This window comes from Shewanella sp. MBTL60-007 (assembly GCF_019654915.1).
In the GTDB taxonomy this organism is placed as follows: domain Bacteria; phylum Pseudomonadota; class Gammaproteobacteria; order Enterobacterales; family Shewanellaceae; genus Shewanella.
Genome location: NZ_BPET01000009.1, coordinates 91,252 through 108,605 on the forward strand (window position 1 = coordinate 91,252; position 17,354 = coordinate 108,605).

Here is a 17,354-nt window from a genome sequence, read left to right on the forward strand (position 1 = left end):
AAAGATGTATACGTCAAGCTCTAAAGTCACACAAATAAAAAATACTAAATAACAAGCAGTAATGAGCACATTATGCCAATCGCCTACGATAGATAACTATCTCCTTAACGTTATATTGACGAAAAAGATTTTTATAACAGTGAGCTAAATTTTAAATAAAACAAATATTCAGTCTAACCAGTACTAATAATACCTATATGAGTTCAAGTGGACTTTATGCTAATTTCCCCCAGCTAAATATATCTAATTGGTTAGATGGCGATTGCTCGCAATCAAGAACTGCATATAAAGGACAAGGACTCAATGAGATCATCGAAGTTAACCATCGCCTTACTAAGCTCAACCCTATTGACCCTAAGCGGCTGCGCCCTCACTCCAGCCCCTAAGCTTGTGAGTGAGTTGCAATTTAACGATCCGCAATTTGCAAAGTGCGTACAGCAAAATGGTATAGAAGAGCTAGATCAGATCACTGAGCTTAGCTGTAATGGCCAGCAAATTACCAGTGTTGATGAGGTTCGCTTCATGCCTGCGCTAACGGCACTAGTATTACTGGATAATAAAATCACTGACATAGATATCAGCGAGCTTGAGCATCTAAACCGTCTTATTATCGGCAATAACTTACTGAGCCATATCGATCTTTCTAGCAACCCACAACTTATTGCTGTTAATGTTTCCGGCAATAACATCGACGCTCTGGATGTTAGTTCGAACCCTATGCTCAAAAGTCTCTATGCCTATAAATTGCCATTGACCAGCATAGACGTTTCAGCGCAACCCAAACTCAGAGATCTCGGCCTAAGTCGCCATCAACTGACCGATATTGACCTATCAGGTAATCCAGAATTACAGACATTGAATCTATCGGTGGGTACTCTCAAAAAAATCGATCTGTCGAATAACCCAAAGCTCAACCACCTCTATTTGTCAGGCAACCAACTTACTGAACTCGACCTCGGCAGCAATCCCGAACTGAGAGTCGTTACAGTCAGAAATAACCAGCTCAAACGGTTAGAGCTGAGCCATAATCCGCTACTGATTAAAGTCAAAGCCGATTACAACCAAATTGATGACATTCAATTCAGTGATGACGCACCATTAACCGAGTTAGAACTGAATAACAATCGCATTACAGAGCTAGACATCTCCTCCTTCAAGCAACTCGAGAAGCTCGTTGCATTCAATAACCCCCTGCAACAACTGACCTTAAATGAGCAACATCTACCAAAGATACTCTCAATAGAAGGCACACCGGTTTCGATGGCCAATAACAGCCTAAATAAACAGGCTATCTCTAACTTATTATCACCACGGGTAAGCATTGTTGAAGGTGGCACCATTACTCAAAACGGTAATCAATACCATGTCTCTGGCAGCCAGCTAGTGATGCCGAATCTCGGCCAATATATAGGCTTTCGGTACGCGGTTAGCCTGCCAAAGGACAAGTCAGGAAAAGTCGACTCTAGCCTTGCCAATCAAAATCAATTTCCGATTACGGTGCGTATGACTCACCCAGAGATAGTCGACCCGAAAAGCGGCAAAGGCTTTACCAGTTCAAGCTGGACCGACACCATGTTCAAGCATGACCGTAATCTGGCCATGTGGTATTTCGGTGAGCCCCATGAGCTAGTCACAGGGCGCTGGACATTGGAACTCCTTTATCGCGATGCCGTTGTGGCCAAAAAATCTTTCATGTTGGTCAATATGGATGAAAAGCCTGAACTAAACAGTCAGCAAAGCAGAGTCGTGGAGCAAGGATTAACGCTAATGAGTCTAGTCACTCAGGGGGAGCGTTATCTATGTGGTGAGAAGAAATATCGCTCATGTTTTCAATTTGATGATAGCGATAGCTGTGCACAAAGCTTGAAACCATATAAAGAGCAATGCCAGCAAGTGACATTAAAAGCCATTAATCAGCATTCAAGCAAAAATCCAGACCTTAACGAGCAACTAAAGGCCTTTTTTAGCGGCTACACTGCTTGTATGGGCAGCCAATACATCCAAGCGACTGATCTTAATCCACAACAGGTCGGCAACTGTTTAAGCCAATAGCGCTTAAGCGTTTTATAATAAACACCTTTTCAAGCCCGACTCGAGCGGGCTTTCTCTTAATTAACTCCCGCCAACGGCCTAATCAGGAGTATCGAAAGTCCTGAGTCCTCCAGAGCCAACAATACTTATTAACAATTCAAATGTTGACATTTTATAACGATTCTAGAAGATAGCTTATGTTAACAATAAGAAAAAGTTTATTAAAAATATCAGAATAAAGTCCGTTAAATACGATAATAACTTTTGACAAGGAAGAAAGCATAAAAATGAAAAAGTCCTTAATTGCTATTGCCTTAGCCACCACCTTTCTAGGTGGCTGTGGTACATCAGACGTAAGTAACGAAACCAAAACAGAAGTCACTAAAACCGCCAATACTCAAGCCGAACTCGGCAGCTTCGGCGTAGACTTAAGCGCGCGTAATGAAGCGGTAAAACCTGGTGATGACTTCTTTATGTACGCCAGCGGTACTTGGTACGACAACTATGTGATGCCAGCCGATAAGACCCGCTTCGGTGCCTTTACCGGCCTTGCAGAACGCAGTGAAAAACAGGTTAAAGAGATCATCGACGACATCGCTAGCCGCAGTGATTTAAATGCCGAAGAGCAACTCATCGCTGACTTCTATCAGTCATATATGGATACAGATACCATCAACAAACTCGGTATCAAGCCAATCCAAGGTACCCTAGATCAAATTAAAGCCGTTAAAAACACCGATGATTTAACCAAGGTTTTCGGTCAATCTTGGCTCACCGGAGCTAGCTCACCAATTTATGGTGGCATGTGGTTTAACCGCCTAGACCCAAATCAATACGAAATGTCGATTGGTGCAGGCGGCTTAGGTTTACCCGATCGCTCGTACTACCTAGAAGATGCGGAACGTTTTGTAAAAATCCGTGAAGCCTACGTTAATCACATTGCTGAAATGCTCGCCTTTGCAGGGATTAAAGATGGTCAAGCCCGTGCCGAAGCGATCTTAGCGTTAGAGACTAAGATGGCTGAAGGTCAGTGGCCACGAGAGAAGCGCCGTAACCGTGATTTAACCCTAAACCAAATTAAGCGTGCAGATCTTGCAAAACAGTACCCAGGTTTTGATTGGGATGCTTACTTCGCAGAGACTGGTTACCAAGTACCACAGCTAAACATCTCTCAACCTGATCCTGTTAAGGCGATGATTGACTTAGTCAACAAAGAGCCACTGAATGTGTGGCAGGATTACTTAACCTTCCACACAGTAAGTAACAACGCTGGCCTGTTATCTGAAGATATCTACGCAGCTAACTTTGCCTTCTATGGCAAAACCCTAAGTGGTCAGCAGGAGCCGCGTCCACGTTGGAAGCGTGCGATCTCTGAAATGTCTGGCACTCAATCTTTAGGCTTTGCCATCGGTAAAGTCTATGTGGCGCGTTACTTCCCTGAGTCATCTAAAAAGCAGATGGCGGAGCTGGTTGAAAACCTACGTACCGCCATGGGTGAGCGTATTGATGACTTAGACTGGATGGGCGCCGAAACTAAGGTGAATGCCCATGCTAAGCTTGCCGCATTTAACCCGAAAATCGGTTACCCAGATGTTTGGCAAGAGTTTGATGGTGTAGAACTGACTAACAACAACCTTGTTGGTAATATTCAAAATCTACGTCAATTCTTTAATGCCGATAGCGTCGCTAAAGAGCTTAAGAAAACAGACCGTAACCGTTGGGGTATGACACCACAGCGCGTTAACGCCTACTACAACAGCTCGTTTAACGAGATTGTTTTCCCTGCCGCTATCCTACAGCCGCCGTTTTTCGATCCGAATGCCGATCCAGCGGTCAACTACGGTGGTATTGGTGCGGTTATCGGTCATGAAATGGGTCATGGTTTCGATGATCAAGGCTCGAAATCTGACGCCAACGGTATCCAGCGTAACTGGTGGACCGATGCAGATCGCGCCGCCTTTGAAGCCAAAGCGGATCAACTTGCCGCACAGTACAGCAAGTACGAGCCTATTCCCGATAACTTCGTTAACGGCCGTAACAGCCTAGGTGAAAACATCGGTGACGTTGGTGGCCTTGCCATGGCTTACCACGCATACAAACTAAGCCTTAACGGTAAAGAAGCGCCAGTAATTGACGGTGTGACAGGGGACCAACGCTTCTTCCTCGCATGGGCACAAGTGTGGAAGGAAAAACGCACAGAGCAAAGCATGCTTAACCAGCTACGTGCTGGAACTCACGCACCAGGTCGTTACCGCGCGCTAGCGCCACGTAACCATGATGCTTGGTACAAGGCGTTTGATGTTAAGCCAGGTGACGCATTGTATCTACCTGAAGATCAGCGCGTACGCATCTGGTAATACGCTTAGGCGAAACCTATTTAGATAGGTTTCAGAACTAAGCTAAACAGAATGCCAGTCAGCTCGCTGACTGGCATTTTTTATTCCCTATCTAATATTCCTAATGCATCTCTAGCAGATGAAATGGTTATATCGATAAGGGTTTTAAAAATCTAGAACGACCCTATATCTATATTGTTCCACCCAATGCAGCGAACCAAGAGCAGGCAAAGAGCTCGACTCTAATAGCTGAGATTGACGCACTAATACCGATAGGACATGAGATGACAAAGCAATATACCCCCGCAAAAGTTTGGACCATGGATAATCAAAATGGTGGCCAGTGGGCCAATATCAATCGTCCAGAAGCCGGCGCACGATATGAGCAAGCGTTACCTAAGGGAAAACAGCCATTACAACTCTACTCCTTAGCGACACCTAACGGCCAAAAAGTCACTATCATGCTGGAGGAGCTGTTGGCTAAAGGTGTAAAAGAAGCTGAATATGATGCCTACCTCATCAACATTGGCGAAGCCGAGCAATTTTCATCAGGCTTTGTTGAAATCAATCCAAACTCAAAGATCCCCGCCCTAATCGATACCTCAGCCGATAGTCCTATTCGGGTATTTGAGTCCGGTAATATCTTACTATACCTAGCCGAAAAGTTTGGCCATTTGTTACCAAAAGAGCTTGCCGCTAAAACAGAGGTGATGAACTGGCTATTTTGGCTGCAAGGTTCAGCCCCATACTTGGGTGGTGGCTTCGGCCATTTCTATGCTTACGCACCAGAAAAGTTCGAGTATCCAATTAACCGTTTTGCCATGGAGGCCAAGCGTCAACTGGACCTGCTCGATAAACAGCTTGCTAACAATGAGTTCATCGGCGGTGATGAGTACAGTATTGCCGATATCGCTATCTGGCCTTGGTATGGCAATCTCGTTCTGGGCAACTTATACGATGCTGCCGAGTTTTTAGATGTCGCAAGTTACCCTCATCTGCAGCGCTGGGCCAAGCAGATAAGTGAGCGTGATGGCGTAAAACGTGGCCGCATTGTTAACCGAACATTCGGCGAAGAATGGGAACAGCTAAAAGAGCGCCACAGCGCCGCCGATATAGATGCGGTGCTAGCGAAACAACCTTAAAAACGACGCTAACAATCACTTCCACGCATCACTTTTACTCAATAATTAATAGCGCAGTGACTTATTCGCTAAGTCACTGCGCTATTAACCAACTTCATGGGCATTAAAACCTAAAAATTAAGCTATTTTAAAACTTAATCTCTCCCCATTTCTTCCAGATATAGCAGCTTCATTAAAATCAACTAACTCTCCTAGTGATGTCTAGCCAAAGCATATTTATACAATGGCTTTTTACCGTTAACGCTTAGCCCTATACGCTTGTATCTCTTGTCGTTTTAAGGCCATTGGCAAATATGACTTTTAGGAGTTCTTATGAACAAAGCTATTCTAACTATCGCTCTGGCTATCAGTTTATCTGGCGCAGCATGGGCCAATGACGCTCAACCAGATCCATCGGATCTAACTGCAGTTAACTCTTTTGCCTATGGAGCAGTAGACAACGAAGGTAAACTCAATGGCATGCTAGGATTAGCTGGCAACTATTCTGAAGGTAATAACTTTATTGGCCTTGTTGAACATGGTGTTACGACCAAAAATAATCAATTAGGAAAAAAAGCCCAGAACTCACGCCTACGCTACTTTCAAGTGTTAGATACAGGCAGCGATATCCTGCCACAAGCGGGGTTTTCTGTTGACTATATGAAAGACTGGAAAAGCACTAATGCCGATACCAGCAGCGATATTGTTGCCCTTGGCGCTATTGCCAAAATACCTACACCATGGCAAGCACTATCACTTTACCCTAACGTCGCTTATGTTAAGGGCAAGGCTAAACAAGGTACCGGTAACCGCGTCGACTTAAGCGGTTATCAGCTCAACCTCTTCGGCTCTATTGCACTCGGTGATTTGGGTAAATACTTGGTTATTCAGCCGCAATTCATGCACCTTGACGGAAAGCCAAGTAAAAGTGGCAGCAACGCTAAGCTATCGGCCAACATCTTTAAAGTCAAAACAGGATTTGGTATGCCGATTAGTGACAATGGCAAGTGGTGGACAGAGTTAAGCCACACTTATACCCGTAGCGATGCTAAGGCAGGCCAGAGTGGTAAATTCGCTGATGGAACTTTATCTGAAATTGATAATGACCATAAAGTCGAACTTGGGGTTTCATACTACTTCTAAGCTAAACATAAGTGAGGAAGGCTTTAATAACAATCAATATAAGCCTTCCCACTGATAAAGATATCCTAGAGTTTCATCACTAGCTGCCAACGCCGCAGCGGCTTAAGCGCTTAATCTCCGCCTCATGCTGAGGGTAATCCTTTAATAAGGTTTCTTGGCTGAACAGTTCAAAGTCATCAAAGGTAAATCCTGGCGACACCATACAGCCCACTAATGAAAAGCCAGGCTTGTTCATCGCCGAGCCAAAGATACAGCCTTTCGGTACCAGAAACTGTGGCCGCTCACCCGCTGCCAAATCTAAGCCTAATTGCGCCGTAGTTAGCTCCCCTTGCTCATCGATCATGTAAATCGTTAGCGACTCGCCAGCGTGGAAGTACCACATCTCATCGGCAGTTAAGCGATGGAAGTTAGACACCTCACCTGTGCGTAATAAAAAGTAAATGCTAGTCCATAGCGCCCGAGTATCGTCAAACTCTTGATCTGAGCGATATGATGAGCGGAAGTAGCCGCCTTCAACATGTTGTTCTAGTTCTAGATGTTCAATAAAGTATTCAGCGGTTTGCATTACAACGACCTATTTTGTTGTGAACGTTTTTGTAGGAGTATTTATAAAAACAGCGCGGAAGTGTAATCCAATACAAGGCAAAAGACTGCGACCACTATTAGAATTTGGTACTTTGCAGCTTATCCATTGCAATTAAAAGCACAATTTAAAGCGCAATAAAAAACCCAAGGCGCTAACCTTGGGTTTATATGATAGACCTTGTAACCAATTGAGATAGCAATTGGCTTTGCTCGCTTAATGCTTGCCCATTACGCCGTTGCGAACCATCTCTTTGCCAGTCTCATACACTTCATCTGTTACCCAACGCGCGTGCAACAGTTTATGGTTAGCATCAAACACTGCAACAAAGTGACGACCATCAGCATTGTTGGTTGCCATACCAACACCTTCCACACCTTGAAGACCCAAACCACCAGTTTCAACCGATACTAAAAAACGTCTTAGGTCGTCTAGATTATCAATTACTTTTTGCTCGTCACTCATACTTAATACTCTTATCTATGCTATCAACGACAGCCATCAACAACAGGGCTGCAAGCCCTAAATATACTCTGCGGCGTACTTTACAGATCATAGCCAAAGATTAAAAGACTGCAGCATAAATAACAAAAGTGCTCGCTCAAGCCTGAAGGCTATAAACAACTGCATGTGATTTAAGCGCATGCTTATTTAGTCTATTAGCTTGGTCACAAATCACGGTTTAATTTATTAACTTTCAACCAGCCCATGTAATACTCCCGCCGCAATAATACCAATCAGTATAACCCTACAATTAAGATGGATTACTCTCGATGTCTGAAATTAAATTTGGTGTATTAGGCCAGCATTTTCATTGCCCAGTGAAAGGTGATTTTGAGTATGCGTCTAACGCATTGGTGCTTGTCGATGATGAGGGGGTGATCGCCGCAATCCTCACCGAAAAAGATACCGACTTTCAAACACAGATCAGCCAATTATCTGCCAATAAGCAACTCATTGAATTAAGCAGCAGCCAATATCTAATGCCGGGTATGGTTGACTTACACGTACATGCGCCGCAGTTTCCACAAGCGGGTAAAGGCCTAGATTTGCCCCTTTACGATTGGCTACAAGATTACACCTTCCCATTAGAAGCCAAGTTTGCAGATATGAACTTTACTAAGCAGATCTATCCAAACTTAGTGAAGTCACTGCTGGCTAACGGCACCACCAGCGCGGTGTACTTTGCAACCATTCATAAAGATAGCTCTGTTGAGCTTGCTCGTGAGTGCCTAAAGCAAGGCCAGCGCGGCTTTATCGGTAAGGTAAATATGGATGAGGCCAGCCAGTGCCCACCATTTTATATTGAAGCCTCAACCAGCGATGCCCTAATAGACACCGAAGATTTCATCCAGCAAGTTCTGCAACTTGAAGGCAACGAGCACAGATTAGTTTCACCAGTTGTGACGCCACGTTTTGTGCCAAGTTGCACTTCAGAAATGCTGCAAGGTTTAGGCGACCTTGTACAAAAGTATCAATGCCATGTGCAGACTCACTGCTCTGAAAGCGATTGGGCACGCGATTATAGCCAAGAGAAGTACGGCAAAACAGATGTTGAGATCTACAGTGATTTTGGCTTAATGACCAACAAGACCATTCTGGCTCACTCTATCTTCTTAACGCCCAATGATCACAAGGTGATTAAGGCGACTGGCGCGAGCATTGCTCACTGCCCGTTATCAAACATGTACTTTGCCAATGCGGCAATGCAGACTCGCGAGATTTTAGATAACGACTTAAAATGCGGCCTAGGCAGTGACCTTGCTGGTGCGCCAATCCCATCAATCTTCCACACTTGCCTTGATGCGGTTAACCACTCCCGCGTACGAGAAGACGGTACTTCGACTTACCTACCTGCTGATACTCGCGGCGAAAGCGATAGTCGTATCTCATTCTTAGAGTCTTACTGGATGGCGACAGTCGGTGGTGGACAAGCGATTGACGCTAAGGTCGGTTTGTTCCAAGCAGGCTTTGAGTTCGATGCCTTAGTAGTCGATACATCAGTTACTGACAGCAACATCTTTATCCTTGATGAAATGGACAGCACTAAAGACAAGCTTGAGAAAATCATCACCCTCAATAACCGCCAGAACATCCGTAAGGTGTGGGTAAAGGGCCAGTTAGTGATAGAGAAGTAACCTCTAAAATGACGGCTCTGGTGTTGCACCAGATATAAAAAAGGCTCAGAAGAATAAGCTTCTGAGCCTTTTTTTGTTTATCAGTTTTACAAACTACACATTCAAGCGTGTCGGATTAATGCCCATCAACAAAGGCAAACTTGATAATAAACAGCAGTGCGACTATCGCCACACCTAGGTGAATTTCACGCCAGCGATTAGTACCCGCTTTTAGCACACAGTAAGTAATAAAACCTGCTGCAACGCCTTCTGTAATCGAGAAAGTAAACGGCATCATTACCGCTGTAATGAAGGCTGGTGCCGACTCGGTTAAGTCTTTACCGTCGATTTTTGCCAGCTCAGATGACATCAAAATGCCCACATACACCAGCGCGCCCGCAACCGCATACCCCGGCACCATAGCCGCCAGTGGCGAGAAGAAAATTACCAGAATAAACAGTAGGCCTGCAACAATCGCGGCTAACCCCGTGCGGCCACCCGCAGCCACACCCGCAGAACTTTCAATATAAGCAGTGACCGTTGATGTACCCATATAGGCGCCCACAACAGAAGTTGCAGAGTCGGTCATTAACGCTTGCTTCATGCGTGGGAAGCGGCCGCGCTTATCGGTAAAACCACATTTTTCTGTTACACCAATCATGGTACCGGAACTGTCAAATAGGCTCACAAGCGCAAACGAGAAGATAACGCCCATTAGCGCGACATCAAGTGAGCCCGCTAGATCTAACTCACCAAAGGTATTGGCGATGCTTGGCGGCATAGACACAATGCCAGTGTATTCGATATCGCCCATCATAGCCGCAATGGCGGTTACGATTGCAATCGACACAAGTACAGCAGAATGGATACCACGAGAGGCTAAAATAACGATAATAAAGAAGCCTAACGCCCCCAAGACACACTCTAGCGAGCTTAAATCCCCCACAGTGATCATAGTCGCAGGGCTTGCCACTACAATGCCAGCGTTACTAAAGCCGACCATAGCGATCAGCAAACCGATACCACTAGGAATACCGATACGTAAGCATTTTGGAATATTAGTTAAGATCCACGAACGGATCCCAAGTAAGGACACAATCGCAAAACAGACCGCGCCCCAGAAAATGGTGCCCATGCCGACTTGCCAGCTAACCCCCATGCCCACTACCACAGAGAAGGCAAAAAATGCATTCAGCCCCATTGCTGGTGCAAGTGCGATAGGCAGGTTGGCAATCAGACCCATGGCGATACAACCGATGGCGCTGATCATACAGGTCACCACAAATACCTCACTGGCATCCATTCCGGCAGCAGAAAGGATTTGTGGGTTAACAAAGACGATATACACCATGGTCATGAAGGTGGTAATACCTGCGATGACTTCGGTAGAGACAGTGGTGTTGTGGGCCGACAGTTTGAAAAAGCGTTCTAATAAGCCCGACTTGGCAGGCATATCGCTAGAACTTGCTGCACTATTAGCAGCTTTTACATCGCTGTGCGGTGTATTACTTGGCGTACTCATAACTAGATTATTTCCATCTTTAATTCACTGTTGCCACGGCAAAATCGGCGGTAAAAAAGCCATTTCCGCGTTAGCAGCGCGCACTTAATCCCCAGAACATGCATTCTGAAGAGACAATTAACAATTTCGATTTAGTTCACGAAAGGGGCGCTATTGTAGGCCACGGGCAGGGTCAAACATGAGTGACAAGCATCACAAATATCAGAGTTATCCTGAAATCTTCAATATCATAAAGCTGCAATAACTCTGCCTACAGAAAGCCAAGATATCTATCAACGCCCACTTTGCATACAAATTGGGGGCTCAAATAAACTCAACAATGACAAACACATCACAGAATGAAAATTTATACCTCTTGTCTCTTAATTTATGACGCTTTGATCTGAATATACAAGGGAATAATTTTGGCAGCTACAGACTCAAGCCTTTGAGCATGAATCAAATATGTTTGCAATGATAATGGCCCCTCGCTTATTAAAACAATGATATGAGAACAATAAAAATGACAACAAAGTTTGCTAGAAGATTTGCGATTGAAAAGTTACATCAAAGCCCTAACTGGTGGCAAGAGCTACTCCTAAGATTAAAACCAAGTGGCGAGGAACTGGGAAATACAGGACTTAGACTGGCTGTGCGTGATGGGTACCTTAACTTCTATCATCAAGGCCAAGCAATTGCCAAAGTAGTGACTAACGACGCTGGTGAGCTATGCTCAGAACAACATATTAAATATGTTTTTGAAAATGCTACTACTCAAAAAAACACTAAATTAGTTGGCGATGATAACTGCATTCTAAATCCAGAAAATAACGAAGATTCATCACTTTTCCTTGGAGGTGAGACATTAGACTTGTGGATTGAACGTTCAAGAAAACATAAAGGCGAAGAAAAAACTTTCGTAGAACAAATCGTGGCAGCCAATAATAATGTCATCGATATGGAAATGGGTCTGTCTGAGTCTGGTCGAATAGATCTAGTCACGATTGAACAGGCACAAGGACAAGCTAATCTGGTGTTTTGGGAGGCTAAGCTTACAACTAACAAGGGCTGCCGTAAAAAACAAGGGTTACCTGAGGTCATTCAACAAATCGCTAAGTATCGAAACTTTTTAACTAATAAAGATAATAGACCACACATTATCAATGCCTACATTACAGCCTGCAAAGTTCAAACTCATATCTGTGAGCTAGCAGGAAAACAAGTTTCATCCACAATAAAAGATGTAGCAACGGGCACGTTATCACTGAGTATCGACACTGAGCCACGATTATTACTTTTACATACCCCAAAAAATACTCAAAAAGATAGTTGGTTACCTCATCAACAAAAACTTATCGATAATCACATCACTCTTCAGGTAATGACTGAAAATGGCGACCGAAAGCTCTTATCTAGTAATGAACTGAATGGTATTTGGGATAACGCCGCGACAAACAATAACCAGCAAGAGACATCGGTAACCATACTACGCGGAGCAGACACCATTGGCGGCAGTTGTATTAAGATCAGTCATGGCGAGCACAGTATTGTACTTGATTACGGTGCACCATTAATGGACAACACCGGTGCTACATTGAATAGCGAAAGTTTAGCTACGCCATCGATTGAAAACGGCGTCTTGCTTGATATTCAACAACAAGACCCAAATCCTCCTTTAGCTTATATCTTGTCCCATGCTCATCCAGATCATTATGGGTTATTAGATAATTTACCAAGGGATGCCAAAATATACTTATCTGACAGTAGCTACTCAATGATGAGTGTTACTAACTTGTTCTACCCTGAACCGCTTAAATTTAATCGGTTAGAACACTGTCTGCAATTTGAGCCGGGAAAAGCCTTTCAGATTGGTCCCTTTACAATAACGGCTTTCTTAATGGATCACTCTGCATTTGGTGCATGTAGTTTATTAGTCGAAGTGGATGAGAAGCAGGTTTTTTATACTGGTGATTTTCGTGGTCACGGTCGTAAGTCTAAAGTAAGTAACTATTTGTATTCACGCATTAAACAACCTGATCTCATGCTAATCGAAGGCACGACTCTAGACGAGCGCCATTTGCAAGCGTTTCCAACAGAAGCCAGCGTCGAAGAAAAGCTTGTCACCTTGCTATCACAGCCAAAGCGTCCCGCGTTTGTTGCGGCCTCTGGCAGTAATATCGACAGGCTAGTAAGCCTATATAATGCCACTAAGCGTACAGGTAAAACCTTAGTTATCGATCTTTACCAGCTCTACTTACTAGATGCATTGAAAAAACACGCGCCTGGTTTACCTCCGCATAAGAATGATCACCTAAAGGTTATATTCCCATACTCTCAACGTAAAACTATCGAGCAACAGTTGGGGACTGATTTTCTTAAATATAGTCAACGCCATATCAATCTCGATAAACTAATAGGCTGCGATTATGTGTTTAGAGTTTCAAACTCTCAAATGCCAAAATTTCTAGATGTGTTCATTGAACAAGGCCTGAAACCACAGTTTATCTATTCCATGTGGCTAGGCTATCAAGATAAGCAGGCAACTTTCTCCGACATGGCTAAGCAATATCAAATAGAGTGGCAATACGCTCACACCAGTGGACATGCCTACACAACGCACTTGCTAGAGTTTGCCAATACCATAAACGCCAAACGGTTAGTACCGGTGCATACTCTTTGTGCTGAAAAGTTCATCGACAAGTTTTCTAACGTGCAAATAGCTCAGAATGGCGAGCAATTGTTTATTTAACCCTTTGCTAAAAGGTCTATACCACAATAGGCCTTCCATAAATAACTTCAAAATGCTTATTTAACAAACAGATATTGAATCTAAGCAAGCTCAATGTTAGTGTCAGGCGCAAGCTTGTTCACATTCCAAGGAAAGAGAAATGCTAAAGAAAATCTTAGCCAGCGTAGGTATTGGCAAAGCAACTGTCGATACTATTTTACTTAATGAGCAGCTTAGAGCTGGCGAACCATTTGCGATTGAAGTTGTGATCAAAGGCGGTGAGGTCGAACAGGAGCTTAACGGTCTTGAGTTCGCCATCATGGCCGAAGCCAAAGCCGAGCAAAAAGTCGGCGACGATGAGGTAAAGTACAACAAGAGTGTGGTACTGCAAAGCTGGAAACCTATGCTCAAGCAGACGATTCAACCGGGTGAAGTGATCACCCGCCAGTTTAATTTAGACCTGCACCCAGAAGCCCCTGCCACAAGTCTTTTTGGCCACCGCATCGCTAAGGTCTGGCTGCAAACAGGGCTTGATATAAAAAACGGTATCGATGGCTCAGATAAAGACCCACTGATTATCGTGCCCTCCAATACCCAACTAGCTGTGTTAGAGCTGATTGAAAACAGCGGCTACCGTCTGTTTAAATCAGATATCGAAGCAGGTTTTGTTCGTGCACAAGGGTTTGCATCGCATCTTCCTTGCTATCAAGAGTATGAGTTTAAGCCTCAATCACGCTCCTTTTTTGGTGCACGTGAACTAGAGGTGACCTTTGTTGATAATGGCGCCGAAACTGGGGTATTGATTGAAATAGATAGAGCCTTTAGCGGCGATGGCTACCGCAGTATCTCAATTCCTAATCACTGCGATAGCGTAGAGAGCGTTCGCCCCTATGTGGAAAGGCTGCTAGGTTAGAAGTAATTAGCGGCAAATCAGCTAATTGAACCTATCATCGACACTCTTTAGCTTGTTCGCGATAGCAAGTGTCAACTTATCTCTGGACGGGACACAGAGTGTAAACTAAAAAGCCAGCATCAATTGCTGGCTTTTTCTTCACACATTATCTACATACGCAAAGACTTACACTCTACTAAGGGATAGGTTTTTTCTCGGCTTCTCGCTTTAGTTCCTCCGCTCTTTTACGAGCTTCGCGTTCATACTTGTCGGCATCCTCTCTCGCATCACGCGCATCCTTCTTAGCTTCTTGTATATCCTTGTCCGCAGCTTGACGAGCTTCGCGCTCATACCTCTTAGCCTCTTTCATCTCCTTGTCTGCAGCTTTACGGGCCTTGCGCTCATCCTTCTTAGCCGCTTTCATCTCCTTGTCTGCAGCTTTACGGGCCTCACGCTCATCCTTCTGAGCCGCTTTCATCTCCTTGTCTGCAGCTTTACGGGCCTCGCGTTCATACTTGTCGACCTCCTTCCTCGCTTCTCTAGCCTCTTTCTTCGCTTCCTTTTGAGCCTGCTTGTCAGCTTTTTCTGGAGGCTCGGCCATTGCACTCGAAGATAGTGCGGCCAAAAAAGTAGATACAGCTAATGCTTTAATCAATCCAGCTACTCTCATTTTCAAACTCCTCTGTCACCTAATACCTTTATCAAAAGCGATTTATCTTGCGATTTCCAATATAAAAAACGAGTTCAATTCATTATAGCTAAGCAGAAAAATGAGCCCTTCCCCAGAAGCTAATAAGTGTTTTGCTCGGTTTTAAGCCGACAAAAGTCATAAATTCGAAATATATAAATAAATATTAATCTAGTTTGCTTATTTTTCACTCTTTTAAAGATATCCCATAGATAAATAAGTGTGGCAGTATATGCCGCCGACAAAGGCTTAATAGAATCAAAAATAGCTCAATAAAAATAAAAACTTAGTAACAAATTGATAGTTAAAAAGTAACGCTTTACTCTATTTTGTAGGAGTCATATGAATACAGTCTTTACAATTGGCGAACTAGAGTCATTTCTAGTCGCGATTTTAGTGCTATTTATTGGCCACACGGTCAATCGTTATATTCCCCTTTTAAAAAAATATAATATCCCCGAACCAATTGTCGGTGGACTATTGATAGCAGCATTAATTACAGTATTGCATTTCAACAATATTACTGTGGCATTTAGCCTATCGATGCAGAACACCTTAATGTTGATGTTCTTCAGCACCGTTGGTTTAGCGGCAAACTACAAGCTACTCCTTAAAGGTGGCAGTAAGGTATTCCTATTTCTTGGTGTTGCTTCACTGTTCATCATCATCCAAAACATAGTCGGTGTTAGCCTAGCGAACGTATTGGGATTGGAGTCCTTTATGGGCTTGATTGCAGGCTCAATCACCTTATCGGGCGGGCATGGTACAGGTGCAGCCTGGGCCGATACCTTCCAAAGTGAATATGGTATCAACACCCTTGAGTTTGCTATGGCTGCAGCCACATTTGGTTTGGTGATGGGCGGTATAATCGGCGGCCCTGTCGCGCAGCGACTCATCAACAAGAACAACTTGGTATCAAGCTACGGTATAGGTGGCAACCACCATAAAGACCACCCAGATCTAGTGACCTATGACCAGCTTGAAGAAGACAGAGTGACAGCCAAGAGCGTTCTGGAAGTGCTGTTTATCATGTTGCTCTGCGTGGCAGGAGCGAAATGGACCAGCGCACTTATTGAAGCTGTTGGCGCTAGTTGGTTAAAGATGCCCGAGTTCGTTTACGCGCTATTTATCGGGGTGATCATTACTAACCTAACCGAGATCTCCCGTGGCTATAAAATCAACAGCGAATGTGTTGACGTACTAGGTTCAGTGTCGCTAGCACTATTCCTATCGATGGCGTTAATGAATCTAAAACTATGGGAAATTTTCGACCTTGCCATTCCGCTACTTATCATCCTTGTGGTGCAAACAGCTGTGCTGGCACTATTTGCTTACTTCGTGACATTTAGAATGATGGGCAGCAACTATGATGCCGCGGTTATGGCTGGCGGTCATTGTGGTTTTGGTCTTGGTGCAACTCCAACAGCAGTGATGAACATGGGTGCGCTAGTATCGAGAACTGGCCCATCACCACAAGCCTTCATGGTCGTGCCAATTGTTGGTGCCTTCTTTGTGGATATCGTCAATGCGCTGATCCTAAAAGGCTTCATGGTTTTTGTTGGCTAGCCTATAAACCAACATTAATTAGCTCAACAAAAAGCCAGCGATTATCGCTGGCTTTTTAGTCTTTGCTTTATTAAAGAAGGGACTAGATCCTAGGGCGCTACGTTTTAAAAGAAGGAACTAGAGCCTAGGGCGCTTCGTTTTAAAAGAAGGAACTAGATCCTAGGACGCTTCGCTACGAGGGCGGGCTTCGCCCTGCTAGGAAGATCAAAAGCCCGACCTACAACAAACACCGCTTTTCCCTGCTGTTAACCGGCTTTTCCCATCTCGGCTTTCAAAGAAGAAACTAGATCCTAGGATGCTTCGCTTCTAGGGCGGGCTTCGCCCTGCTAGGAAAATCACAAACATGACGGGCTAAAGCCCGACCTACAACAAACACCGCTTTTCCCTGCTTTTAACCGGCTTTTCCCATCTCGGCTTTAAAAGAAGCGGCTAGCTCCTAGGGCGGGCTACGCCCTGCTAGGAAAATCACAAACATGACGGGCTAAAACCCGACCTACAACAAACACCGCTTTTCCCTGCTTTTAACCGGCTTTTCCCATCTCGGCTTTCAAAGAAGAAACTAGATCCTAGGATGCTTCGCTTCTAGGGCGGGCTTCGCCCTGCTAGGAAAATCACAAACATGACGGGCTAAAGCCCGACCTACAACAA

Annotated in this window: 12 protein-coding genes; 8 read left to right on the top strand and 4 right to left on the bottom strand. The window is 44.3% G+C overall.

The window, feature by feature from the left end; genetic code table 11:
• The first annotated feature begins 303 nt into the window (after positions 1 to 303).
• From K5Q92_RS04895 to K5Q92_RS04910, 4 genes are all read left to right on the top strand, one after another.
• The gene (locus K5Q92_RS04895) at positions 304 to 2,052 is read left to right on the top strand and encodes a DUF3859 domain-containing protein (RefSeq protein WP_220767931.1); all 1,749 of its coding nucleotides are present in this window, start codon (positions 304 to 306) and stop codon (positions 2,050 to 2,052) included.
• 266 nt (positions 2,053 to 2,318) lie between these two features.
• Positions 2,319 to 4,388, top strand: a complete 2,070-nt coding sequence (locus K5Q92_RS04900; RefSeq protein WP_220767932.1) for a M13 family metallopeptidase — start codon at positions 2,319 to 2,321, stop codon at positions 4,386 to 4,388.
• Positions 4,389 to 4,651: 263 nt separating this feature from the next.
• Positions 4,652 to 5,509 (top strand): glutathione-dependent disulfide-bond oxidoreductase, encoded by an 858-nt coding sequence (gene yghU / locus K5Q92_RS04905; RefSeq protein WP_220767933.1) that lies wholly within the window; start codon positions 4,652 to 4,654, stop codon positions 5,507 to 5,509.
• A gap of 312 nt (positions 5,510 to 5,821) precedes the next feature.
• On the top strand, positions 5,822 to 6,631 hold the full coding sequence (locus K5Q92_RS04910; protein ID WP_220767934.1) for a hypothetical protein: 810 nt from the start codon (positions 5,822 to 5,824) through the stop codon (positions 6,629 to 6,631).
• Positions 6,632 to 6,710: 79 nt separating this feature from the next.
• Here the strand turns inward: K5Q92_RS04910 and K5Q92_RS04915 are convergent, their stop codons facing one another.
• Positions 6,711 to 7,196 (bottom strand): cupin domain-containing protein, encoded by a 486-nt coding sequence (locus tag K5Q92_RS04915; protein ID WP_220767935.1) that lies wholly within the window; start codon positions 7,194 to 7,196, stop codon positions 6,711 to 6,713.
• A 234-nt stretch (positions 7,197 to 7,430) separates the two neighbouring features.
• Positions 7,431 to 7,679 carry a hypothetical protein gene (locus tag K5Q92_RS04920; RefSeq protein ID WP_220767936.1) on the bottom strand — a complete coding sequence of 83 codons (249 nt, stop codon included), beginning with the start codon at positions 7,677 to 7,679 and terminating at the stop codon, positions 7,431 to 7,433.
• Positions 7,680 to 7,987: 308 nt separating this feature from the next.
• Between K5Q92_RS04920 and guaD the strand changes: the two genes are divergently transcribed.
• The gene (gene guaD / locus K5Q92_RS04925; protein ID WP_220767937.1) at positions 7,988 to 9,352 is read left to right on the top strand and encodes a guanine deaminase; all 1,365 of its coding nucleotides are present in this window, start codon (positions 7,988 to 7,990) and stop codon (positions 9,350 to 9,352) included.
• A gap of 115 nt (positions 9,353 to 9,467) precedes the next feature.
• Here the strand turns inward: guaD and K5Q92_RS04930 are convergent, their stop codons facing one another.
• Entirely contained in the window at positions 9,468 to 10,853 is a 1,386-nt protein-coding gene (locus K5Q92_RS04930; RefSeq protein WP_308443572.1) for an NCS2 family permease, read from the bottom strand.
• 502 nt (positions 10,854 to 11,355) lie between these two features.
• Between K5Q92_RS04930 and K5Q92_RS24205 the strand changes: the two genes are divergently transcribed.
• Together K5Q92_RS24205 and K5Q92_RS04940 are read left to right on the top strand one after the other, a co-directional pair.
• Positions 11,356 to 13,581, top strand: coding sequence for an MBL fold metallo-hydrolase (locus K5Q92_RS24205; RefSeq protein ID WP_259649498.1), 2,226 nt, complete (start codon positions 11,356 to 11,358; stop codon positions 13,579 to 13,581).
• Between the two features lie 139 nt (positions 13,582 to 13,720).
• Positions 13,721 to 14,473, top strand: a complete 753-nt coding sequence (locus K5Q92_RS04940) for a sporulation protein (RefSeq protein WP_220767938.1) — start codon at positions 13,721 to 13,723, stop codon at positions 14,471 to 14,473.
• 175 nt (positions 14,474 to 14,648) lie between these two features.
• Here K5Q92_RS04940 and K5Q92_RS04945 read toward each other — a convergent pair whose 3' ends face one another.
• Entirely contained in the window at positions 14,649 to 15,122 is a 474-nt protein-coding gene (locus K5Q92_RS04945) for a hypothetical protein (RefSeq protein ID WP_220767939.1), read from the bottom strand.
• Positions 15,123 to 15,482: 360 nt separating this feature from the next.
• On the opposite strand from K5Q92_RS04945, the gene gltS reads away from it, so the two are divergent.
• Positions 15,483 to 16,706: a sodium/glutamate symporter gene (gene gltS / locus K5Q92_RS04950; protein ID WP_220767940.1), complete on the top strand. Its 1,224-nt coding sequence runs from the start codon at positions 15,483 to 15,485 to the stop codon at positions 16,704 to 16,706.
• Positions 16,707 to 17,354: the final 648 nt, after the last annotated feature.